The 21691-nt window shown below is 33.0% G+C and carries 19 protein-coding genes; 5 read left to right on the plus strand and 14 right to left on the minus strand.

Annotation, left to right across the window (positions count from 1 at the left end):
* Positions 1–502 precede the first annotated feature (502 nt).
* The 6 genes from rpoN to GQS07_RS06365 form a co-directional block, all read right to left on the minus strand.
* The gene (rpoN, locus tag GQS07_RS06340) at positions 503–1957 is read right to left on the minus strand and encodes an RNA polymerase factor sigma-54 (RefSeq protein ID WP_158210091.1); all 1455 of its coding nucleotides are present in this window, start codon (positions 1955–1957) and stop codon (positions 503–505) included.
* A 108-nt stretch (positions 1958–2065) separates the two neighbouring features.
* On the minus strand, positions 2066–3499 hold the full coding sequence (asnS, locus tag GQS07_RS06345) for an asparagine--tRNA ligase (RefSeq protein ID WP_158210092.1): 1434 nt from the start codon (positions 3497–3499) through the stop codon (positions 2066–2068).
* Positions 3500–3812: 313 nt separating this feature from the next.
* Positions 3813–4901, minus strand: coding sequence for a Glu/Leu/Phe/Val dehydrogenase dimerization domain-containing protein (locus GQS07_RS06350; RefSeq protein WP_158210093.1), 1089 nt, complete (start codon positions 4899–4901; stop codon positions 3813–3815).
* 183 nt (positions 4902–5084) lie between these two features.
* Positions 5085–5648: a ribosome recycling factor gene (frr, locus tag GQS07_RS06355; protein WP_158210094.1), complete on the minus strand. Its 564-nt coding sequence runs from the start codon at positions 5646–5648 to the stop codon at positions 5085–5087.
* A 9-nt stretch (positions 5649–5657) separates the two neighbouring features.
* A complete protein-coding gene (pyrH, locus tag GQS07_RS06360; protein ID WP_090405574.1) occupies positions 5658–6377 on the minus strand; it encodes a UMP kinase in 720 nt (239 codons plus the stop codon).
* A gap of 47 nt (positions 6378–6424) precedes the next feature.
* The gene (locus GQS07_RS06365; protein ID WP_158210095.1) at positions 6425–7219 is read right to left on the minus strand and encodes a patatin-like phospholipase family protein; all 795 of its coding nucleotides are present in this window, start codon (positions 7217–7219) and stop codon (positions 6425–6427) included.
* 66 nt (positions 7220–7285) lie between these two features.
* Here GQS07_RS06365 and GQS07_RS06370 point away from each other — a divergent pair, with 66 nt between their 5' ends.
* Positions 7286–7888 (plus strand): thioredoxin family protein, encoded by a 603-nt coding sequence (locus GQS07_RS06370; protein WP_158210096.1) that lies wholly within the window; start codon positions 7286–7288, stop codon positions 7886–7888.
* A 15-nt stretch (positions 7889–7903) separates the two neighbouring features.
* On the opposite strand, the gene GQS07_RS06375 is transcribed toward GQS07_RS06370, so the two are convergent.
* A complete protein-coding gene (locus GQS07_RS06375; protein ID WP_158210097.1) occupies positions 7904–8527 on the minus strand; it encodes a YiiX/YebB-like N1pC/P60 family cysteine hydrolase in 624 nt (207 codons plus the stop codon).
* 176 nt (positions 8528–8703) lie between these two features.
* Between GQS07_RS06375 and GQS07_RS06380 the strand changes: the two genes are divergently transcribed.
* Entirely contained in the window at positions 8704–9075 is a 372-nt protein-coding gene (locus tag GQS07_RS06380) for a hypothetical protein (RefSeq protein ID WP_158210098.1), read from the plus strand.
* 50 nt (positions 9076–9125) lie between these two features.
* Here GQS07_RS06380 and truB read toward each other — a convergent pair whose 3' ends face one another.
* Genes truB through GQS07_RS06400 form a run of 4 tightly spaced genes read right to left on the minus strand, consistent with a single transcriptional unit; the run spans position 9126 to position 11790 of the window.
* Positions 9126–9845 (minus strand): tRNA pseudouridine(55) synthase TruB, encoded by a 720-nt coding sequence (gene truB, locus GQS07_RS06385; protein WP_158210099.1) that lies wholly within the window; start codon positions 9843–9845, stop codon positions 9126–9128.
* Positions 9845–10654, minus strand: coding sequence for an undecaprenyl-diphosphate phosphatase (locus GQS07_RS06390; RefSeq protein ID WP_158210100.1), 810 nt, complete (start codon positions 10652–10654; stop codon positions 9845–9847). The genes truB and GQS07_RS06390 overlap by 1 nt, the downstream gene beginning before the upstream one ends.
* Positions 10655–10669: 15 nt before the next feature.
* Positions 10670–10906, minus strand: a complete 237-nt coding sequence (locus GQS07_RS06395; protein ID WP_158210101.1) for a DUF3098 domain-containing protein — start codon at positions 10904–10906, stop codon at positions 10670–10672.
* Between the two features lie 2 nt (positions 10907–10908).
* Positions 10909–11790, minus strand: a complete 882-nt coding sequence (locus tag GQS07_RS06400; protein WP_158210102.1) for a cell division protein FtsX — start codon at positions 11788–11790, stop codon at positions 10909–10911.
* Between the two features lie 174 nt (positions 11791–11964).
* Between GQS07_RS06400 and leuS the strand changes: the two genes are divergently transcribed.
* Positions 11965–14778, plus strand: coding sequence for a leucine--tRNA ligase (leuS, locus tag GQS07_RS06405; protein ID WP_158210103.1), 2814 nt, complete (start codon positions 11965–11967; stop codon positions 14776–14778).
* A 352-nt stretch (positions 14779–15130) separates the two neighbouring features.
* Here the strand turns inward: leuS and GQS07_RS06410 are convergent, their stop codons facing one another.
* The 3 genes from GQS07_RS06410 to GQS07_RS06420 form a co-directional block, all read right to left on the minus strand.
* A complete protein-coding gene (locus GQS07_RS06410; RefSeq protein WP_158211316.1) occupies positions 15131–16012 on the minus strand; it encodes an IS3 family transposase in 882 nt (293 codons plus the stop codon).
* Between the two features lie 23 nt (positions 16013–16035).
* Positions 16036–16581, minus strand: a complete 546-nt coding sequence (locus GQS07_RS06415; protein WP_158209197.1) for a hypothetical protein — start codon at positions 16579–16581, stop codon at positions 16036–16038.
* 129 nt (positions 16582–16710) lie between these two features.
* Positions 16711–17091, minus strand: coding sequence for an SPOR domain-containing protein (locus GQS07_RS06420; RefSeq protein WP_158210104.1), 381 nt, complete (start codon positions 17089–17091; stop codon positions 16711–16713).
* Positions 17092–17308: 217 nt separating this feature from the next.
* Between GQS07_RS06420 and GQS07_RS06425 the strand changes: the two genes are divergently transcribed.
* Complete coding sequence (locus GQS07_RS06425) at positions 17309–18592, plus strand: cytochrome c3 family protein (RefSeq protein ID WP_090405546.1); 1284 nt, start codon at positions 17309–17311, stop codon at positions 18590–18592.
* 37 nt (positions 18593–18629) lie between these two features.
* On the plus strand, positions 18630–21680 hold the full coding sequence (locus tag GQS07_RS06430) for a TAT-variant-translocated molybdopterin oxidoreductase (protein ID WP_158210105.1): 3051 nt from the start codon (positions 18630–18632) through the stop codon (positions 21678–21680).
* Positions 21681–21691 lie beyond the last annotated feature (11 nt).

The following is a 21691-nucleotide window of genomic DNA, read 5'->3' on the forward strand; positions in this document are numbered from 1 at the left end:
ATTAAGGCTATAATTCCTATTAAGTTTACGTTTTGATGTTCAATTAATTGTGTAATAAAGAACAGTAAACAACTTCCTAAAAGTGCTATATGGGCACTGCATTTAAGTCTAAAAAAAATAAAAATTAATAAAGCGATATAGCTATAAATTAATCCCCATATATAAAAATTTATCGCATAAGCGCTATTGTTGTAAAGAACATAATACTTTAGGATTATAAGTAGAAAAATATTTATAACATAAGGTATTATTCTTTCACTTGGCTTACTTACCATTACAGAAGATTTGATTACTCCCAATGATTTTAGTAAAAAGTAAATGCTAATTGGAATTAAGCAAGTTAAAATAAGTACTTGTCCAAGTATTATTGAAATCTCGAGTTTTGAAAAATAGAAGTAAGTAATACTAAAGTATAAGAGTACCGTATAAAAAGGAACAAATATCGGATGAAATATATATGAAAAAAGAGATAATAATTTTTTCATTTGACGATAGTATAAAATTAAATACGCTTGCGCATTCTTGCTACAGGAATGTCAAGTTGTTCTCTATATTTTGCAACTGTTCTTCTTGCAATTGGATATCCTTTCTCTTTTAATAACTCTGCTAATTTATCATCTGGATAAGGTTTCTTTTTATCCTCATCTTTAATGATATTTTGGAGTATTTTTTTAATTTCAATAGTAGATACCTCTTCTCCTTGATCATTAATCATAGCTTCTGAAAAGAAGTTTTTAATCAGTTTTGTACCATAAGGTGTATCTACATATTTACTGTTAGCAACACGTGAAACAGTTGAAATATCTAAACCAACTAAATCTGCAATGTCTTTTAAAATCATTGGTTTTAGTTTTGTTTCATCTCCTGTAAGAAAGTATTCTTCTTGGTATTCAAGAATGGCACTCATAGTAACTATTAAAGTCTCTTGTCGTTGTTTAATAGCGTCAATAAACCATTTAGCACCATCTAATTTTTGTTTTATGAATTGTACTGCGTCTTTTTGAGCACTGCTAATTTTAGCTGAGTCTTTATACGATTGTAACATTTCTTGGTAATCTTTAGAAACGTGTAGTTCGGGTGCATTTCTTCCATTTAAAAGTAATTCAAGCTCTCCTTCATTAATTTTAATTGTGAAATCTGGCACTACATGTTCGACTGCTCGATCATTACCTATATACGCTCCTCCTGGCTTAGGATTTAATTTTTCAATTTCATCGATTGCATTTCTTAATTGCTCTTTTGTAGCATTGTATTTTTGCAATAGTTTATCGTAATGCTTTTTAGTAAAAGCATCAAATTGATTTTCGATAATATCTTTTGCTAAATCGATAGATTCAGTAGGTGTTTTGTGTTTTAATTGAAGTAATAAACACTCTTTTAGATCACGCGCACCAACTCCTGCTGGGTCAAGTTCTTGAACTAATAGTAATATTCTTTCCACTGTTTCTTCGTCTGTGTAAACACCTTGTGTAAAGGCTAAGTCATCAACGATGTCTTGTGTTTCACGACGGATATATCCCATATCGTCAATACTCCCTACAAGGAATTCTGCGATTACTCTATCTGAATCTGAAAGAATAAAAGTGTTTAATTGGTTTAGTAAGTCTTGGTGAAAACTTTCGTGAGCAATAATTGGTGCTTCATAATCTTCATCGTCTTTACTGTAGTTATTTGCTTGAAGTTTATAATCGGGAGTTTCATCATTACTTAAATATTCATCGATATTGATATCTTCGGCCTCAATGCGCTCACTATCATAATCTTCAAAATCTTCTGTATAATCTTCAACTTCTGCTAATTCATTTTCTTTTCCTACTTCAAGTGCTGGATTTTCTATAAGTTCTTCTTTAAGTCTTTGTTCGAATGCTAACGTAGGTAACTGAATTAACTTCATCAACTGAATTTGTTGAGGAGATAATTTTTGTGATAATTTAAGTTGTAAACTTTGTTTTAGCATTTTTAAGAAATTTAATAGAAATAAAAAATGTTTACTCTAAACACCTCTTTTCCAAATTTAAGAAAAAAATGCGATTAAAGTAAACATTTTTGTATGTTGTTAAATAAATTAGAACTCAGCGTTTTGCGGTGTTCTTGGGAAAGGAATTACATCTCTAATGTTTGTCATTCCTGTCATAAATAACACTAAACGTTCGAATCCAAGACCAAAACCACTGTGAGGTGCAGTTCCAAATTTACGTGTATCTAAGTACCACCATAATTCTTTTGCATCAATTCCCATTTTGGCAATTTTGTCCATTAATACGTCGTAACGTTCTTCTCTTTCAGAACCACCTACAATCTCTCCAATTCCAGGGAAAAGAATGTCCATTGCACGAACAGTTTTTCCATCTTCGTTCATTCTCATATAGAATGCTTTGATATCTGCTGGATAATCAAATAAGATTACTGGGCATTTGAAGTGTTTTTCAACTAAGTAACGTTCGTGCTCACTTTGTAAGTCAGCTCCCCATTCGTTAATGATATAGTTGAATTTTTTGTTTTTATTCGGCTTACAGTTTCTTAAAATGTCAATTGCTTCTGTATAGCTAACGCGTTTGAAGTTGTTTTCAACTACAAAACGTAATTTTTCAATTAATGACATTTCACTACGCTCAGCTTGTGGTTTAGATTTCTCTTCCTCTAATAAGCGTTTTTCTAAGAATTTTAAGTCGTCTTCACATTTTTCTAAAGTGTACTTGATAACATTTTTAATGAAGTCTTCTGCAAGATCCATATTGTCATCTAATGTATTGAAGGCTACTTCTGGCTCAATCATCCAAAATTCAGCAAGGTGTCTTGATGTATTTGAATTTTCAGCACGGAAAGTTGGTCCAAATGTATATACAGAACCTAATGCCATTGCATAAGTTTCAGCTTCTAATTGTCCAGATACTGTTAGGTTTGTTGTTTTTCCAAAGAAATCTTCTTTACTGTCAACTTCTCCTTGTTCTGTACGAGGAAGATTGTTTAAATCTAATGAAGTTACGCGAAACATTTCTCCTGCTCCTTCAGCATCAGAACCTGTGATAATAGGTGCATTGAAATAGAAGAAACCATTCTCTTGGAAGTATTTATGTACAGCATATGCAATAGTACTACGTACACGCATAATAGCACCAAACATATTCGTTCTAATTCTTAAGTGAGCATTTTCACGTAAAAATTCTAAAGAGTGTTTTTTAGGTTGAATTGGATATTCTTCAGGATTTGCCTCTCCGTAGATTTTAAGTTTTTCAACTTGAATTTCTACGTTTTGTCCTGCTCCTCTACTTTCTACAAGTGTACCTCTAACTGAGATTGCTGCTCCTGTGTGAATTCTTTTTAATTGTTCTGCAGGAAACTTATCTAAATCAACAACACATTGAATATTGTTAATAGTGGATCCATCATTTAACGCTATAAACTGGCTGTTTCTAAACGTTTTTACCCATCCCTTTGCTTTTACTTCGTGTAGAAGACCTTTACCACCTAAAAGATCGATAATTTTCGTATGTTTCATCGTGATTTATATTTTTAGTAATCAGTGTCTTGATTTGGATATTATAAAATACCTGCAAATTTAGTAAAATATTGTCTATTATGGAATAGTGAATTTTGTAATTCAGGCGATATTGGGGTCAAAATAGAGGGAATAGCGAAAGATTTAAATAGAATTGAGTAAAAGTTACTTAGATATTGTACTTATTTAAAAAAGTGCTTTGTTATTGTCCTTTGTTTATATAGAAATGGTAGGCCTTAAATTTAAACAAAGTAAGTCGAGGGATATAAATAAAAGGCTAACATTTTTCAGATGTTAGCCTTTTTTGGATTTATTATTTTTTTGCGTTTAATCTTTCCTCTGCCTTTTTCATAGCTGCTTGTTGTGAAGTTAATCCGTGCTGTTTTGCATAGTTTAATACTTCTAATGTTGTATTGTAAATGTTTTCGGTTCTTCTTAGAGCTTCATTTAAATCGTATTTAACTATCTCACCAAATACATTTATAATTCCTCCTGCGTTAATTAAAAAGTCTGGAGCGTAAACAATACCTCTTTCTTGTAACCTTTTTCCGTGTATTGCTTCTACGGCTAATTGATTGTTAGCAGCACCAGCAATTACTTTGGCTTTTATTTTTTCTATAGTATCGTCATTGATAGTTGCACCAAGTGCACAAGGTGAATAAATGTCTACGTCTGCACTGTAGATATCGTCACCAGTGAATTGTTGTACATTATATTTTTCTGCTATCTGAGTTACGCGTTCTTGATTGATATCTGTAATTTGTACTAATGCTCCGTGTTCAACAAGATGTTTTACTAAAGTTTCTCCTACATTTCCTATACCTTGAACAAGTACTTTTTTACCGTTTAAATTATCTGTACCAAATTGAAATTGTGCTGCAGCTTTTAATCCCATAAAAACACCATAAGCTGTCACAGGAGAAGGGTTACCTGATCCTCCAAGGCTTTGTGAAATACCAGTCACGTGTGGGGTAATACTGTGAATTAAATCCATATCGTCTGTAGTAGTACCTACATCTTCTGCTGTAATGTATCTTCCACCTAAGGAGTTTACATAATTAGCAAATGCTTTAATTAATTCTGGACTTTTATCTTTTTTAGAATCTCCAATTATAACAGCTTTTCCTCCACCTAAATCAAGCCCTGAAATAGCAGACTTATAAGTCATTCCTCTTGAGAGCCTTAAAACATCATTTAAAGCTTCCCATTCAGAAGTATAATTCCACATTCTGGTTCCTCCAAGTGCTGGTCCAAGGGTTGTATTGTGAATTCCAATAATTGCTTTTAATCCTGAATCTTTGTCGTGACAAAAAACAATTTGTTCGTGATTGTCAAATGAAAGTTGTCCAAAAACGGGGGCTATTTTTTGAAGTTCTTCAGGGGAGTAAATTTTTGTCGTCATAATTATAGCTTTTTTTGTTACTAAATAACCGTATTTAATTTAACGGTATGATTATAAAGATAATGAAAAACTATTGATTATGAGTGTGATAAGTTTGTTGTAGGAATGTTAAAGCTTAAAGAAAGCAGATAAGATGATATTGAATATATTATAAAAAAAAATCCGCATACTTGCGGATTTTTTTTAAACTGTCATGATTTCTACTTCTTTAGCAGATAGAATATCTTCTATCTTCTTAACGAAGTTATCAGTTAATTTTTGAATTCTTTCTTCAGCACCTTTACAGATGTCTTCAGAAGTTCCATTTTTTTCTTCTTTTTTGATGTCGTTATTAGCGTCTTTACGAGCATTTCTAATACCGATTTTTGCATCTTCACATTCAGATTTTGCTTGTTTAGCCAAATCTTTACGTCTTTCTTCCGTTAATGCAGGAACGTTAATGATAATATTATCACCATTATTCATTGGGTTCAATCCTAAATTAGCAATCATAATTGCTTTTTCAATAGGTTGTAACATATTTTTTTCCCAAGGAGTAATTGAAAGTGTTCTGGCATCAGGAGTACTAACATTTGCTACTTGAGAAAGAGGAGTTTGTGATCCATAGTAATCAACAAAAACAGATCCCAACATTTGTGGTGAAGCTTTTCCAGCACGAATGTTTAAAAGAGATTTTTCTAAGTGAGCAACAGTATTATCCATTGACTCTTTTGCAGACGCAATAATTAGTTCTAATTCTTCAGTCATAATATAAAATTACTTAATGTTTACAGATACAGTAGTTCCTACTGAATCATCTCCTTTGCAAACTTTTAATAAATTATCTTGTTTGTTCATATCAAATACAACAATTGGTAGTTCATTTTCTCTACTCAATGTAAATGCTGTTGTATCCATAACGTTTAATCCTTTTGTTAATACATCTGAGAAAGTAATTTCTTCAAATTTAATTGCTGTAGGATCTTTTTCTGGGTCTGCAGTATAAACTCCATCAACTCGTGTTCCTTTTAAAATAACATCGGCATTGATTTCTACACCTCTTAAAACTGCAGCTGTATCAGTAGTAAAATAAGGATTTCCTGTTCCAGCTCCAAAAATAACAATTCTACCTTTTTCTAAGTGACGAACTGCTCTTCTTTTGATATAAGGTTCTGCTACTGCTTCAATTTTTAAAGCTGTTTGCAGTCTTGTTAACATTCCTGCTGCTTCTAAAGCACCTTGTAATGCCATACCATTGATAATTGTAGCAAGCATTCCCATGTAATCACCTTGCACTCTGTCCATTCCGACATTTGCTCCAGCAACACCTCTAAAAATATTCCCTCCACCAATTACAATTGCAATTTCAACACCTAAATCGTGAACTTTTTTTACTTCAGCAGCATATTCTGCTAATTTTTTAGGATCAATACCATACTGTTGATCTCCCATTAATGCTTCTCCACTTAATTTTAGTAGAATTCTTTTGTACTTCATTGAAAGATAATTTTTTAAAGTTTTGCAAATATAAAGATTATATACTTCTATAAAATAGCTTTTTTGAAAATATCTGAATTCTTCTCAAATGATTTTTTAGCTTCTTGATAACCAATAGCAAACATCTCATCCATTTTCTTCTTATTTCTTTCAAATGTGGAATATAATGTTAACTCTTCGGGTTCTATTAAGACATCACAAATACGCCCGTGTACAATATTGCTCATTGCTGTCATTAAATCGTAAGCCCTGAAGGTTATTGAACGGATGGTAGTTAAGTCAGATTGAGGAACGGTTTGTATAGGACATACGTTGCTGCCTATCACAAAATCACATTGGTCTTTTAAAACTTTAGTTGGAAAGTTGTTTAAAATACCGCCATCACTATATAAATTATCGCCAATTAAGTAAGGTGAAAATACTCCAGGAAATGCACTTGAAGCTAATACAGCATCTACAATTCTTGTATTGGGTTCAAAGAAATGGATTTTCCCAGTAGCTATATTGGTAGCATTAATATAAACTGGAATATTTAAATCTTGTAATGTTTTGTCTTCAAAAGCCTTTTTGATGTATTTGTCAAAAGTATTCACATCCATTATACCAGCTTTTTTTAAGGTAAAATGTTGCCAGTTAAAAATGTTGACAGACTTGAATAAATGTAATATTTCTTCTGGATTAATACCAGAGGCGTATAGGGTTGCTACAATTGATCCAGCACTCGTTCCAGAGATTGCAGTTGGTGTAATGTTTTTTTCTTTTAAATACTGTAATACCCCTGCATGAGCAATTCCTTTAAATCCTCCTCCTGATAAAGATAAGCCTATAGATTTTGTATTCATCGTGTAAATGGTATTTTGGTTTTAAAATAGTATCTTTGATAGAAACGAACAATAAATTTACATAAAATGGGACATATCGAACAAAAAACGTTAGATAATAGTTTAACTTATTCTGCTTTTCGTGAGTTTGTAACTAATGCATTACAAAATGATAAGGCTGCGTTAAATATAAAAGATGATTATATGGCTTACGCTGAGTTGAATGAGGCAAGGTTACATCGATTAGATAAAACATTAAAGGTTTCAGAGGAAGCGACAACGAGTCTGAAAAATTTAACTAAAAAGTATATTTGGATTGTAATTTCTGAAAGCTGGTGTGGTGATGCTGCTCAGTCTGTACCAATGTTAAATAAAATGGCGGAAGTAACAGATAAAGTAGAAATGAAGATTGTTTTCCGAGATCAGAACTTAGAATTAATGGATCAGTTTTTAACCAATGGAGGAAGATCAATTCCTAAATTAGTTATCGTTGAAGCTGATACATTAAAAGTTTTAGGTGATTGGGGACCACGTCCAGCAGGTGCTACAAAATTGGTTGCTGATTACAAAGCAGAGCACGGTAGCTTTGATCAAACAGGGGCTGTAGAGCTTCAAAAATGGTACACAAAGAACAAAGGACAAGAGGTTCAAAACGAAGTAGTTGAATTAATGTTGTCTCTTGATAAATAATATTTTAAAAAATCACTATTGTACGATTGCTCCTACAATAGTGATTTTTTTTGATAAAGATAATCCTGCTGGGTTACAGCCTAATAAGTTTTCTGGGACTTCTTGTCCAAGTTTTTCAAAATAACTTAACCATTCTGGGAAAAACTCTCCTGTTGTTTTTGATTTATAAGTCATCGGATAAAGTTTGAAAAACTCTTTATCTTCATTAGCATATTTAAATGCGTCATAGATTAATTCAGAACAATAATATTTCTCATTATCCATTAAATAATTAACGTCATAAGGAATACCTACCTGTTTGATTGCAAAATTTTTAGCTTCTGTTATAAGGTCTGTGTATTCTGGTAATAGTCTTCCTAAATACATTGTGTTAGGTGTTTTTGATAAGAAGTCTTCCAAAGGTGTGATGGCTACTTTAGGCCAAGTTGCCTCTATGACCTGTAATTTATTATCGTAATTAATAACCATACCTATGTGATTAAAGTTAATGTCATTATAACCAAAAGTAACTTCATTAATGGCTTCACATAGAGGTCCGCAATTTATATTTTGAAAAATAAAATCACCTTCTTTAAAAGTAGTTTTCTGTGCCCAAACACAATTAGAAATTAGTAGGATTAATACTATTATTTTTTTCATAATAAATATTTTGTTGTTGACGAAGATAGGGGTAACAGTATTTATAGTCAAGTAATTTCTAATGGAATAATGAAGAGTTTACTCAAAATATATGGGAGTTCGCTTTTTATTTTGTTTTTTTCCTATTTATTATACTTAGTTTAGTCAAATAAAATAAAAACAAGGAAAAACTTGATATGGAAAACAAAGTATTTCAGCTATTTAGATGTTTTTTGTGTATCTGTATGGTTTTTTTAGTGAGTTGTAAAGAACATTCTGATACAGAGAAGGGAGAGGTTTCTTTGACGGAACAAGGGCAGACACCTAATGGTGTTGATAAAGATATAGTTAAAGAAAGAAAAATTTATACGGTAGAAGGTGTAGATAACGAAGGGAATACCTATAGAGGTAAAATAGCATTAAAAGGAGATGTTGGAGCAGGTAGAATATGTAGCGATAATAAAAAAGAAATTTATATAGATGTAAAACGCTCTTTAGAAGGTGGAGTTGAAGGAGTAGATAATAATGGAAATGTTTATCAATTATTATTTATGAGTAAAGAAGAGTAGGTAATGGAAAGCTAAAAAGGCTATTTCTCATTGAGAAATAGCCTTTTTTATTATTGGTTTTGTTCGATAGAATTCTTTTCAGCTTCAGCTTCAAATTCTTCTAAACTAACAGAATTAACGATGTCGTAATCTCCAATTTTTGTTCTTCTTAACGCAGTTAAGTGCGCTCCTGAATTTAGTTTTAAACCAAAATCATAAGCAAGGGAACGAATATATGTTCCTTTAGAACAAACTACTCTAAAATCAATATTAGGTAGTGTTTGACCAGTAAGTTCAAAGTCTTCAATAGTGATTGGTCTTGTTGGAATCTCTACTTCTTCCCCTTTTCTTGCGTGTTCATAAAGTCTTTTACCATCTTTTTTCAAAGCAGAAAAAATAGGAGGTCTTTGCTGTATTTCACCTAAAAAAGATACCCTTGCTTCTTCTAAAAGTTCGGGCGTAATATGCTCCGTTGGATAGTGTTTGTCTATTTCTGTTTCAAGGTCATAAGAAGGTGTTGTTCCTCCAAGAGTAATTGTACCTGTATATTCTTTAATCTGTCCTTGTAATTCAGATATTTGCTTAGTAGCTTTTCCTGTACAAACAATCAATAAGCCTGTTGCTAAAGGATCTAACGTACCAGCGTGACCTACTTTTATCTTTTTTAATCCATAGTTCTTTTTAAGCAACCATTTTATTTTGTTAACTGCTTGAAAAGAAGACCAATTTAATGGTTTGTCTACCAATAAAATTTGTCCGTTTTGAAATGCTTCTGCGGTATAGTTTATCATTATTGTTTTAAATAACCAAAATAGATTAATAAAATAACTCCTGCTACAATACGGTAGTATCCCCAAGGTTTAAAACCATATTTTTTAATAATTCCAATGAAGAATTTAATAGCAAATATAGAAACAACAAAAGCGATTACATTTCCAAGTAAAAACAATTTCATATTGTCTGGATGTTCTAATAATAACTCATATCCGATTTTACCAGATTCGTATTTTTTTAGAGCAATTGAATAAACTGTAACAGCAAGCATTGTTGGTACTGCTAAAAAGAAAGAAAACTCTGCGGCAACTTGACGAGAAAGTCCTTGTTGCATTCCTCCAATGATAGAAGCAGCCGATCTACTTGTTCCTGGCATCATCGCTAAACATTGCCAAAAACCAATCGCAATAGCTTGTTTTATAGTAATATCCTCTTCTTTAACTGTTTTAGGGTTTTTGAAATATTTGTCAATAAATAACAAGACAAATCCTCCAAAGATTAGCATATATGCAATGTAAATAGTCTCCCCTAAAACTGCGTCAATTTTTTCATCTAATAGCTTTCCTAAAACAAGTGCAGGAATTACAGCACACACTAATTTTACATAGAAATTAAGTTTAGTGAAATCAAAAAACTTCTTCCAGTACAATGCGACTACGGCAAGAATTGCTCCGAATTGGATAGCTGTTTGAAATAGTTTAACGAAATCGTCATTTTGTATTTCGTAATAAGAACTTACGAAAATCATATGAGCTGTTGAAGAAACTGGTAAGTATTCTGTTAACCCCTCTACAATTGCAAGGAGAATGGCTTGTAATAAATCCATTTAAAGTTATTATAATTATTTGTTTTCTTTTTTGAAAATTGAGTAAACAGCAAGTCCAATTCCTATGAAAAAAACGGTTGGAGCAAGGTGAATACGTCTAAAGCTGTAGATGTCTTCATTAAATTGAGTAGGGTCATCATTTGCTGCACCTGCCATCAATACAAAACTCAAAGCAATTACTATTAAGCTAATAATTAGCATAGTATAGTTCTTTTTAGAAAAAAGGGCAATGTTATTATTTTGATCTTTCATAATTAATAAAGTTCATCTGATTTAAGATTCAAGAATCTTTGTGTTGCAAAAAATGTACTAATACTTGTGATAATTGTACCTAAAATAAGAATACCAAGTCCTACAACTACAAGAGGAATATAATCTTCAGTAGGGTTAATATTTAAATCCGGGAATTTATTGTCAACATAAAATGTTAGTCCTACAATAGCTCCAATAGCTAATATAGAACCTATGAAACCAAGTTTCATACTATGCCAAATAAAAGGTCTTCTGATGAAGCGTTTTGTTGCTCCAACCATTTGCATAGTTTTGATAGTAAATCTACTTGAAAAAATTAATAATCTCAGCGAGCTGTTTATTAATAACATTGAGATAATAGTTAATATTCCAGCAGCAATTAAAACCCAATTAGTGATTTTTTTGATATTGTCATTTACAAGATCGACCAATTGTTTGTCATAAGTAATATCACTTACAGATTTAGTAGTCTGTAATTCTTTGATTATGTTTTCTATACTGTCTTTTACAACGTAATCACCTTTTAGGTGTAAGTCGAAAGAATCTTGTAAAGGGTTGAATCCTAAGAATTCAACAAAGTCTTCACCAAGAGTTTCTTTGTGACTAATAGCTGCTTCTTCTTTAGAAACAAAGGTGTAATCTTTTACATATTCCACTGTAGAAAGTTTGTTGTCAAACTTATCTAAGTCAGCTTTAGCTGTATTTGACTCAAAAAATATTGTCATAGGAATGTTTTCTCTAAAATTATCGGAGATTTTTTTAGAGTTAATTACGAATAAACTTAGGCTCCCTAACAAAAAGAGAACCAAGAAAATACTGAGAATGACTGAAAAATAAGACGAAAGTAATTTTCGTTTTTGGTATTTTTCGTACGAACTAGCCATAGATTAGAATTTAAGTGCGTAAAAATAGCAAACAAAAATGTTTTTATTAAGACAATAACGATTAAAGTTTTCTAATTGTTATAAATATAGTTTATTTTTGCGTGAATTGACGTGGTTTTTCGTATAATCGGAGCACTAAATGAGATTGTTGAATAGAATATATATTTAAATAGTATGAAATATAATCCAAACGAAATTGAAGCTAAGTGGCAAAAAATTTGGAGAGAAAATCAAACTTTCAAAACTGAAAATGAATCAGACAAGCCGAAGTATTATGTGTTAGATATGTTTCCTTATCCATCTGGAGCAGGACTACACGTAGGACACCCTCTTGGGTATATAGCATCGGATATTTTTGCTCGTTACAAACGTCATAAAGGGTTTAATGTATTACACCCACAAGGTTATGATAGTTTTGGTTTACCTGCAGAGCAATATGCTATTCAAACTGGACAACATCCTGCAGTGACAACAGAAGTTAACATTGCTCGTTATAGAGAACAGCTTGATAAAATTGGTTTTTCTTTTGATTGGAGTCGTGAAGTACGTACATCAAATGCTGATTATTACAAGCATACACAATGGATTTTTATCCAATTGTTTAACTCTTGGTACAATAAAGCTACGGATAAAGCTGAGGCTATTGCGTCTTTGGTTGCTATTTTTGAGAAAGAAGGTAATGCAAATGTAGAGGCAGTATGTGCAGATAATATTACTGTGTTTTCAGCTGAAGAGTGGAACGCATTTTCTGCAGATGAAAAAGAAACTGTGCTTTTACAATATAGATTAACATATTTAGCAGAAACAGAAGTAAACTGGTGTCCAGCTTTAGGTACTGTTTTAGCTAATGACGAAATAAAAGACGGTTTATCTGAACGTGGTGGACATCCTGTAGTACGTAAGAAAATGAAGCAGTGGAGTATGCGTATTTCTGCTTATGCTGAACGTTTATTGCAAGGATTAGATACGTTGGATTGGACTGAGAGTATTAAAGAAAGTCAACGTAATTGGATTGGTAAATCTGTTGGAGCTTCAATTACTTTTAACTTAAAGGAAGGAGAAGATACAATAGAGGTGTTTACAACTCGTCCTGACACTGTATTTGGTGTAAGTTTTATGACTTTAGCGCCAGAGCACGATTTAGTGATGAAAATTACTACAGCAGAGCAAAAAGCACAAGTTGAGGCATATGTTGAAGCAACTTCAAAACGAAGTGAGCGCGATCGTATGGCTGATGTTAAGACAATTTCTGGTGTGTTTACAGGGGCGTATGCAGAACATCCTTTTACAAAAGAACCAATTGAAATTTGGATTGGTGATTACGTATTAGCTGGTTATGGTACAGGTGCTGTTATGGCTGTTCCTGCTGGAGATAGTCGTGATTATGCTTTTGCAAAACACTTCAATATTCCAATTAAAAATATATTTAATCAAGACATTTCTGAAGAAGCATTTGCAGAAAAAGAAGGATTTGTACTTGAAAACTCTGATTTCTTAAATGGATTAGGGTATAAAGAAGCAACTGCAAAAGCTATTGCTGCTTTAGAAGAATTAGGAAAAGGAGCTGGGAAAACGAATTACCGTTTACGCGATGCTGTTTTCTCTCGTCAACGTTATTGGGGAGAGCCATTCCCTGTTTACTATGTAAATGGATTGCCTAAGATGATTGACAATAAACATTTGCCAATCGTTTTACCTGAGGTTGAAAAGTATTTGCCAACAGAAGATGGTCAACCACCATTAGGAAATGCAAATGTTTGGGCTTGGGATACTGTAAATAATAAAGTAGTAGACAACTCTTTAATTGATGAGAAAACAATTTTCCCATTAGAATTAAATACAATGCCAGGTTGGGCTGGTTCTTCGTGGTATTGGATGCGTTATATGGATCCTTCAAATACAGAAGATATTGCATCAGCAGAAGCATTGAAATACTGGCAAAATGTTGACTTATATATTGGTGGTAGCGAACACGCAACAGGACACTTGTTGTATAGCCGTTTCTGGAATAAGTTCTTAAAAGATATTGGTGTTGCACCAACTGAAGAACCATTTAAGAAAATGATTAACCAAGGGATGATTTTAGGTACTTCTGCTTTTGTTTACCGCATTGATGGAACAAATACTTTTATCTCTAAGGATATGATTAAAGATGAGAAAGTTCAACAATTATACGCTTATGTAGGATTAGTTAACTCTTCATCTGAATTAGATACAGAAGGATTTAAACAATGGCGTCCAGACTATGCAAATGCTGAGTTTATTTTAAATGAAAACGGTAAATATATCGTTGGGCATGAGGTAGAAAAGATGTCTAAGTCGTACTACAATGTTGTAAATCCAGATGATATTTGTAACGAATATGGAGCAGATACATTGCGTTTGTATGAAATGTTCTTAGGACCATTAGAGCAAGCTAAACCTTGGAATACTGCTGGTATTTCTGGAGTTGCAGGATTCTTGAAAAAATTATGGAGATTATATGCAGATGACAATGGAGTAGTGGTAGTAGATGAAGCACCAAGTGCAGATATGCTTAAATCATTACACAAAACAATTAAAAAGGTAACAGAAGATATTGAGAACTTCTCATTTAATACATCTGTTTCTCAGTTTATGATTTGTGTGAACGAATTGTCTCAACAAAAATGTCACCACAAAGCTATTCTTGAGCCATTAGCTGTTTTAGTAGCTCCTTATGCACCTCATATTGCAGAAGAGTTATGGTCAATGTTAGGAAATACAACTTCTGTTTCAGAAGCGGAGTTTCCAATATTTAAACCAGAATTTTTAGTTGAGAGTTCTAAAGAGTATCCAGTTTCATTTAACGGAAAAATGCGTTTCAAAATTGAATTGCCTTTAGACTTAACACAAGAGCAAATTCAAGAAGCTGTATTAGCAGACGAAAGAACTATTGCGCAATTAGGAGGAAGAGAACCTAAAAAGATTATTATTGTTCCTGGTAAGATTATCAATTTAGTAGGATAGTATCAGTCAACTATTATATCAGAAGAGCCCTTGGTAAAACACCAAGGGCTCTTTTTTTGCCTTTTTATTTTATACTCTTTGATCGTATAGGTGGAGTTATCTTGATCGATTAACTATTTTTTGTTAATGTTATTTTTGGTGTTTGTATATTTTATGTGTAGTGCTTCTACACTGCTTGTATATTTTTACATAGAAAGTATACAAGCACTATACATAGAGTATACATACACTATACAAATACTATTTAAATGATATGTAAAAAATTATTTTAAGATTTGTCTCGTCCTACTATAGCTGTACAGCTATAGTTGATAATCCTGTTTTGTACTGTACAGTTATTTCAGTAATCCTATTACTGCTGTACAAGTTCTTTTTTCTCTGTTTTATTCTTGTAATAATTCTTCCATCTTTTAGGAAGCACCCCTGTTTTTAGGTGCGCTTGATTAGGAGTTAATCTATCACAACTATCGTGAGGTCTAATTTGATTATAAGCTTCTATGCTATTACCTATTTTTTCCTTAGTTTTTTGATACCCTAAACTTGAGTAGTTTAGATTAAACTCTCCTTTAATTATACCATTTACTCGCTCTGCTACTGCGTTATCTCTTGGCTCTCCACTTTGTGTAGTACTTATTGATATATCGTTATCTATTAATAACTGAGTGTAAGTAGCGCTACAGTATTGGCATCCTCTATCAGAATGATGAATAAGTTTTTCTGTATACATTCTATTTTTTAACGCCATTGTTAAGGCTTTCAAACACCCTTTTGTAGTCAAATCTAGATTAAAACTATATCCCATTATTTTATGTGAATAAGCATCTGTGATTAAACTCAGATATCCCCAAGCATTATTTAGTCGTATATATGTAATATCACTTACCCAAAATTGCTCTGGTCTAATAACCTTTACACCATTATACAAGTCCAAATATTGACCTCTCCATGCTCTAGAATCTGTTGTGTATGCTTTTCGTTTGCGCTGCCTAATCAACATTTTTTGACTATCTAATAAATCAAATAAATAATCTCTGCCTATGCTTATCTTATGTGTAGCTAAGCGTTCTTGGAGCATATACTGAAGTTTTCGAGTACCTACCTTAGGAAGGCTGGTTCTGATTTTCAATACTTCTTGTAAGATGATATCATCTTTTATTGATTGCCGCTCATATTTATTAATTGACTGATAATAAGCACTTCGTGTTTTCCCAAACAGTTTACATATTTTGTCTATTCCCTTGGTAGGATATAAGAGTTTTACTTCTTCAACTGCTTGGAACCAGACTTTTTTCTAATATCAATATCCAATTTTTTTTCTGCTACATCAATCAAAGTATTTAATGCTACTATCTTAAATTGTGCTTCAGCTAAAGCCTTTTTTAAAGCTTTTACTTCTAAAGATTCTAAATTAGTTGTTTTTTCTTCCATAAGAATTGGAATGTTAATTTCTTTACAAAGATCTTTGTTTTTATTGTAATTAACTAACAACCAATTTGTTATTGTACTTTTACTTTCGATTCCATACGCTATACAAGCTTCTTTTATAGTCATTTTGTGTTCTGTAATACTATGAACTACTTGACGTTTTAAGCTTTCTGAATAAATTTTATTCCTGCGTGTTTGATGAAACTCTATACTTCCATATTTCTTGATCCAACGACTCACCGTTGGTTGCCTTAAATCATACTTGAGAGTAACTGAACTTTGGGTAGCTCCATTTTCTATTTCTTGAATTACTTTTTCAATAAATTTCAAGTGATAACGATCTGTCTTTTTTTGTCTTGTTTGATTACTATTTTCCATTTTTAACTGTTTTAAAACTGTACAGTTATTTCAGGACGGGTCAATTTGGGAATAAGATGGGAGTGATGGAAAATAAAAAAGGCGACAAACATACGTTTGTCGCCTTTTTTATGAAAATGTAGTTATTACTTATTTACCAGGGTAGATAAGTAAAGCGTTGTCAAATTCTTTTTGAATTATTTTCAAGTTTCTCTCTGCGTCTAATCTTGTTTTATAATTTCCGACTAAAACTTTGTATGAAGGGTTAGTGTAAATTATTGTTGCATTAGTTGAAGGGAAACTTCTTTTGAATCTTGAAATGGCAGCATTTGCATCAGAATTTTTTCCGTAAAAAATCTGGATTTTGTATTTGTCATTGACAATTGTAGAAGTATTAACCTGTTTTTTCTTGTTAACTAATTCTTTTATAGCCGCAGGCTCATTTATTACTGTGTTTTTACTTTGAGCACTAATTGTGTTATTAGTAATTAGTATAAGAGTTAAGGCGATAAATATTCTTAAAATTCTCATAATGAATAGTGATTTGGACAAAATTACAAATATTCTTGAAAATGCCCTTGTTTTTATCTATTTAGAACGTGTATAAATTATGTATTAACGCCTGTAAAGGTTTTAAGAGTAAGTCATAAATTGTATTTTTGTCGGAGTTTGTAAATAAGGTGTATAAGATAGCGGTCTAATTGGCTGTTAAATAAGACCAAGTTTAGTTGAAAATCATTTTATAACTATGAAAAAAGTGGGTAACCATAATTCGTTTTCAAAGATTTTATTCTTTTGTTTAGCGTTAATGCTATCGTTTACTACAATTTCGTTTGCTCAAGATGCAGCAAAAGGTAAGGAATTGTTTAATTCTAACTGTGCAGCTTGTCACAAGTTAGATGGAAATGCTACTGGTCCAGCTCTTAGAGGAGTAGTTGAGCGTCACGATGGTGACGTTGAATGGCTTCACAAGTGGATTAAAAGTAGTTCGTCTCTTATTAAGTCAGGAGATGCAACGGCTGTAAAGCTTTTTAATGACTGGAATAAGATTGTCATGAATGACTTCCCAGGTTTATCTGATGGGGATATTGATGACATTTTAGCTTATACGTCAGAGCAAAAAGCAGAGCCTAAAGCTGCTGTAGCTGGTGCTGCTGCAGGACAACAAGGAGGAGGAAGCAGTGATAATGTTTCTAACGTTGTTGTTTTAGGTGCTTTAGTTGTTGTGTTGATGCTATTAGTAACAATGTTGTTCTTCGTTAAGAAGGTATTAAACAAGGTTGTTGAAGCTAATGGATTGACTGAAGAAGTACGCCAAACAGTTCCATTGTGTAAAGCATTCGTTAAGAATCAATTCTTAGTAATTGTTTCTACTATTGTTTTTGTATTAATAGGTTCATGGTTCGCTTATGGATTTATGATGCAGATTGGTGTTGATAAAGGGTATGAGCCAGTACAGCCTATCCATTTCTCACATAAAATTCACGCTGGTGATAATGGTATTGATTGTAAATACTGTCACTCTTCAGCGAGATCAAGTAAAACATCAGGAATTCCATCTTTGAATGTTTGTATGAACTGTCATAAAAACATCAATGAATTTACAGGAGACGAGGGTGTAGATTACGGTAAGTATACACCAGAATTTTACTCAGGTGAAATTCAAAAATTGTATGACGCAGTAGGTTGGGATGCTTCAGCTCAGAAATACACTGGAAAAGAAAAACCAGTTAAATGGGTTAGAATTCACAATTTACCTGACTTTGTATACTATAACCACTCTCAACACGTGAATGTTGCAGGTTTAGAATGTCAAACTTGTCACGGTCCAGTTGAAGAAATGGAAATTATGAGACAACACTCTCCATTAACAATGGGATGGTGTATCGACTGTCACAGAAAAACTGACGTTAAGTTAGCTGACAACGAGTATTACGCTAAAATTCACAAAGAATTATCTGAGAAATACGGAGTTGAGAAATTGACAGTAGCTCAAATGGGTGGATTAGAGTGTGGTAAATGTCACTATTAATAATTATTTAAGAATAAGAAGCTAATATATATATACAATGGCATCAAACAAAAAATACTGGAAAAGTGTTGAGGAGCTGAATGAAAATAGTTCTATTGTTGAGACGCTAAGAAACAATGAATTTGTTGACGAAATTCCTACTAACGAATTTCTTGGAGACAAAGAAACATTGTCTTCTTCATCTACAACTCGTCGAGACTTTTTGAAATATGTAGGTTTCTCTACGGCTGCAGCAACATTAGCAGCTTGTGAAGGACCTGTTGTAAAATCTATTCCGTATGTAGTTCAGCCAGAAGAAATCATTCCTGGTGTTGCAGATTATTATGCAACGACTGTAGCAGACGGATTTGACTTTGTGAACGTTTTGATCAAAACAAGAGAAGGACGTCCTATTAAAGTTGAAAATAACAAACTTGCTAATGCATACTCAGGAGCTAACGCTCGTGTAAATGCATCAGTTTTATCAATGTATGATAGCTTACGTTTGAAGCAACCAAAAATCGAAGGGAAGAATGCTTCTTGGGACGAGGTTGATTTAAAAGTAAAAGCAAGTTTACAAGATGCTAAATCAAGTGGAGGAAACGTTGTGTTGTTAACAAATACAATGGCAAGTCCATCAACTGATAAATTAATTGCAGAGTTTATCGCTGCTAACCCAACTGCTAAACACGTTGTTTATGATGCTGTTTCATCTTCTGCTGCTGCAGATGCTTATGAAAAAGCTTATGGAACTCGTGGATTAGCTGATTACGATTTCGCTAATGCTGATGTAATTGTTTCTGTTGGTGCAGATTTCTTAGGAGATTGGCAAGGTGGAGGTTACGATGCAGCTTACGCTAACAATCGTATTCCTAAAAACGGAAAAATGTCTAAGCATATCCAAATGGAGGCAAATATGTCTTTAGCTGGAGCTAATGCTGACGTTAGAATTCCATTAACTGTAACTGAGCAAAAAGCTGCTTTAGTTAAGTTATACAATGAAATCGTTGGTGGTTCAGTTTCAGGTAGTGCTACTGCTTATGATGCTGAAATCGCTAAAGCTGCTAAGCAACTTAAAGCTGCTGGTACAAGAGGAGTTGTTGTAACTGGTCTTGATGATGTTGATGCTCAATTAGTAGTATTCGCAATCAATGAGAAATTACAATCAGAAGCTTTCTTACCAGAGCAAACAAAATACGTTAGACAAGGTAACGCTGCTAAAGTAGCTCAACTTGTTAAAGATATGAATGCTGGTAATGTTCACACATTAATCATGTCAGGAGTAAACCCAGTTTACACAATGGCTGATAGCGCTGCATTCGTAGCTGGATTAGGTAAAGTAAAAACTTCAGTTGCTTTCTCTTTAAAAGAAGACGAAACTGCTTTAGTAACTACTATCGCTGCTGCTGCACCTCATTACTTAGAGTCTTGGGGAGATGTAATGATCAAAAAAGGTCATTATTCAGTTATGCAACCTACAATCCGTCCTTTATTTGAAACAAGACAATTCCAAGACGCTTTATTATTGTGGAGTGGAAACAACGAAGCTTACTACGATTATGTAAAAGCTGTTGGTAAATCTGTAGTTTCTGATAAAACATGGAACCAATTAGTTCACGATGGTTTTGCTGTTGTTGGTACTAATGGTAAAATTTCATCTAACATCGAGTTTTCATCTGCTGCTGCTAATTTAGCTAAAGCTAAGAAAGCTGGAGATTTCGAATTAGTGTTATACACTAAAACAGGAATGGGAGATGGACAACAAGCTAATAACCCTTGGTTACAAGAGTTCCCAGATCCAATTACACGTGTATCTTGGGATAACTACGTAACTATTGCAAGAGTTGACGCTGAAGAATTAGGTATTAAAAATTACCACGTTGCAAACGGAGGTTTAAATGGTAGCTATGTTACTTTAGAAGTTAACGGTGTTAAGCTTGAAAACGTTCCTGCTTTAATCCAACCAGGACAAGCGCCTAAAACTGTAGGTTTAGCTTTTGGTTATGGTAAAAAAGCAGCATTAAAAGAAGAAATGCAAGTTGGTGTAAATGCATACCAATTATATGCAAACTTTAATAATGTACAAAATGTAACAATTGCTAAGGCAAGTGGAGATCACGAGTTTGCTTGTGTTCAGTTACAAAATACATTAATGAGTAGAGGAGATATCGTTAAAGATACAACTTTAGAGATCTTCAATACTAAGAATGCAGAAGAGTGGAATATCCTTCCTCAAGTATCTTATGACCACCAAGAAGTAAATGCATCAAGCATTGACATCTGGGAATCATTTGATAGATCAGTAGGACACCACTTTAATTTATCGATTGACTTGAATGCTTGTACTGGTTGTGGTGCTTGTGTAATTTCTTGTCATGCAGAAAACAACGTACCTGTAGTTGGTAAATCTGAAGTTAGAAGAAGTAGAGATATGCACTGGTTGCGTATTGACAGATACTATTCATCTGAAGATACATTTGCTGGAGATGTTGAGTTGAAAGAAAATACACAAGGATTTGGAGAATACCGTGAGGCATTCCAAAGCTTGGAGCACCCAGCTGATAATCCACAAGTAGCTTTCCAACCAATCATGTGTCAGCACTGTAACCACGCTCCTTGTGAGACTGTATGTCCAGTAGCTGCTACATCACACGGTCGTCAAGGTCAAAACCATATGGCATATAACCGTTGTGTTGGTACGAGATACTGTGCTAATAACTGTCCTTACAAAGTAAGACGTTTCAACTGGTTCTTATACGCTCAAAATAGTGAGTTTGATTACCACATGAATGACGATTTAGGACGTATGGTTTTAAACCCAGACGTAGTAGTTCGTTCAAGAGGGGTAATGGAGAAATGTTCAATGTGTATTCAAATGACACAAGCAACTGTATTAAAAGCTAAGAATGAAGGTAGAGCAGTTCGTGCAAACGAATTTGAAACTGCATGTTCAGCAGCTTGTTCAAGCGGAGCTATGGTATTTGGAGACGTGAATGATAAAGAATCAGAAATTACTAAATTAGCTGAGTCTGATAGATCTTACCACTTGTTAGAGCACATTGGTACTAAACCAAATGTTTTCTACCATGTAAAAGTTAGAAATATCTAAGTTAAAAGAAT

The sequence above is a fragment of the Myroides phaeus genome, from assembly GCF_009799805.1.
Lineage (GTDB): Bacteria > Bacteroidota > Bacteroidia > Flavobacteriales > Flavobacteriaceae > Flavobacterium > Flavobacterium phaeum_A.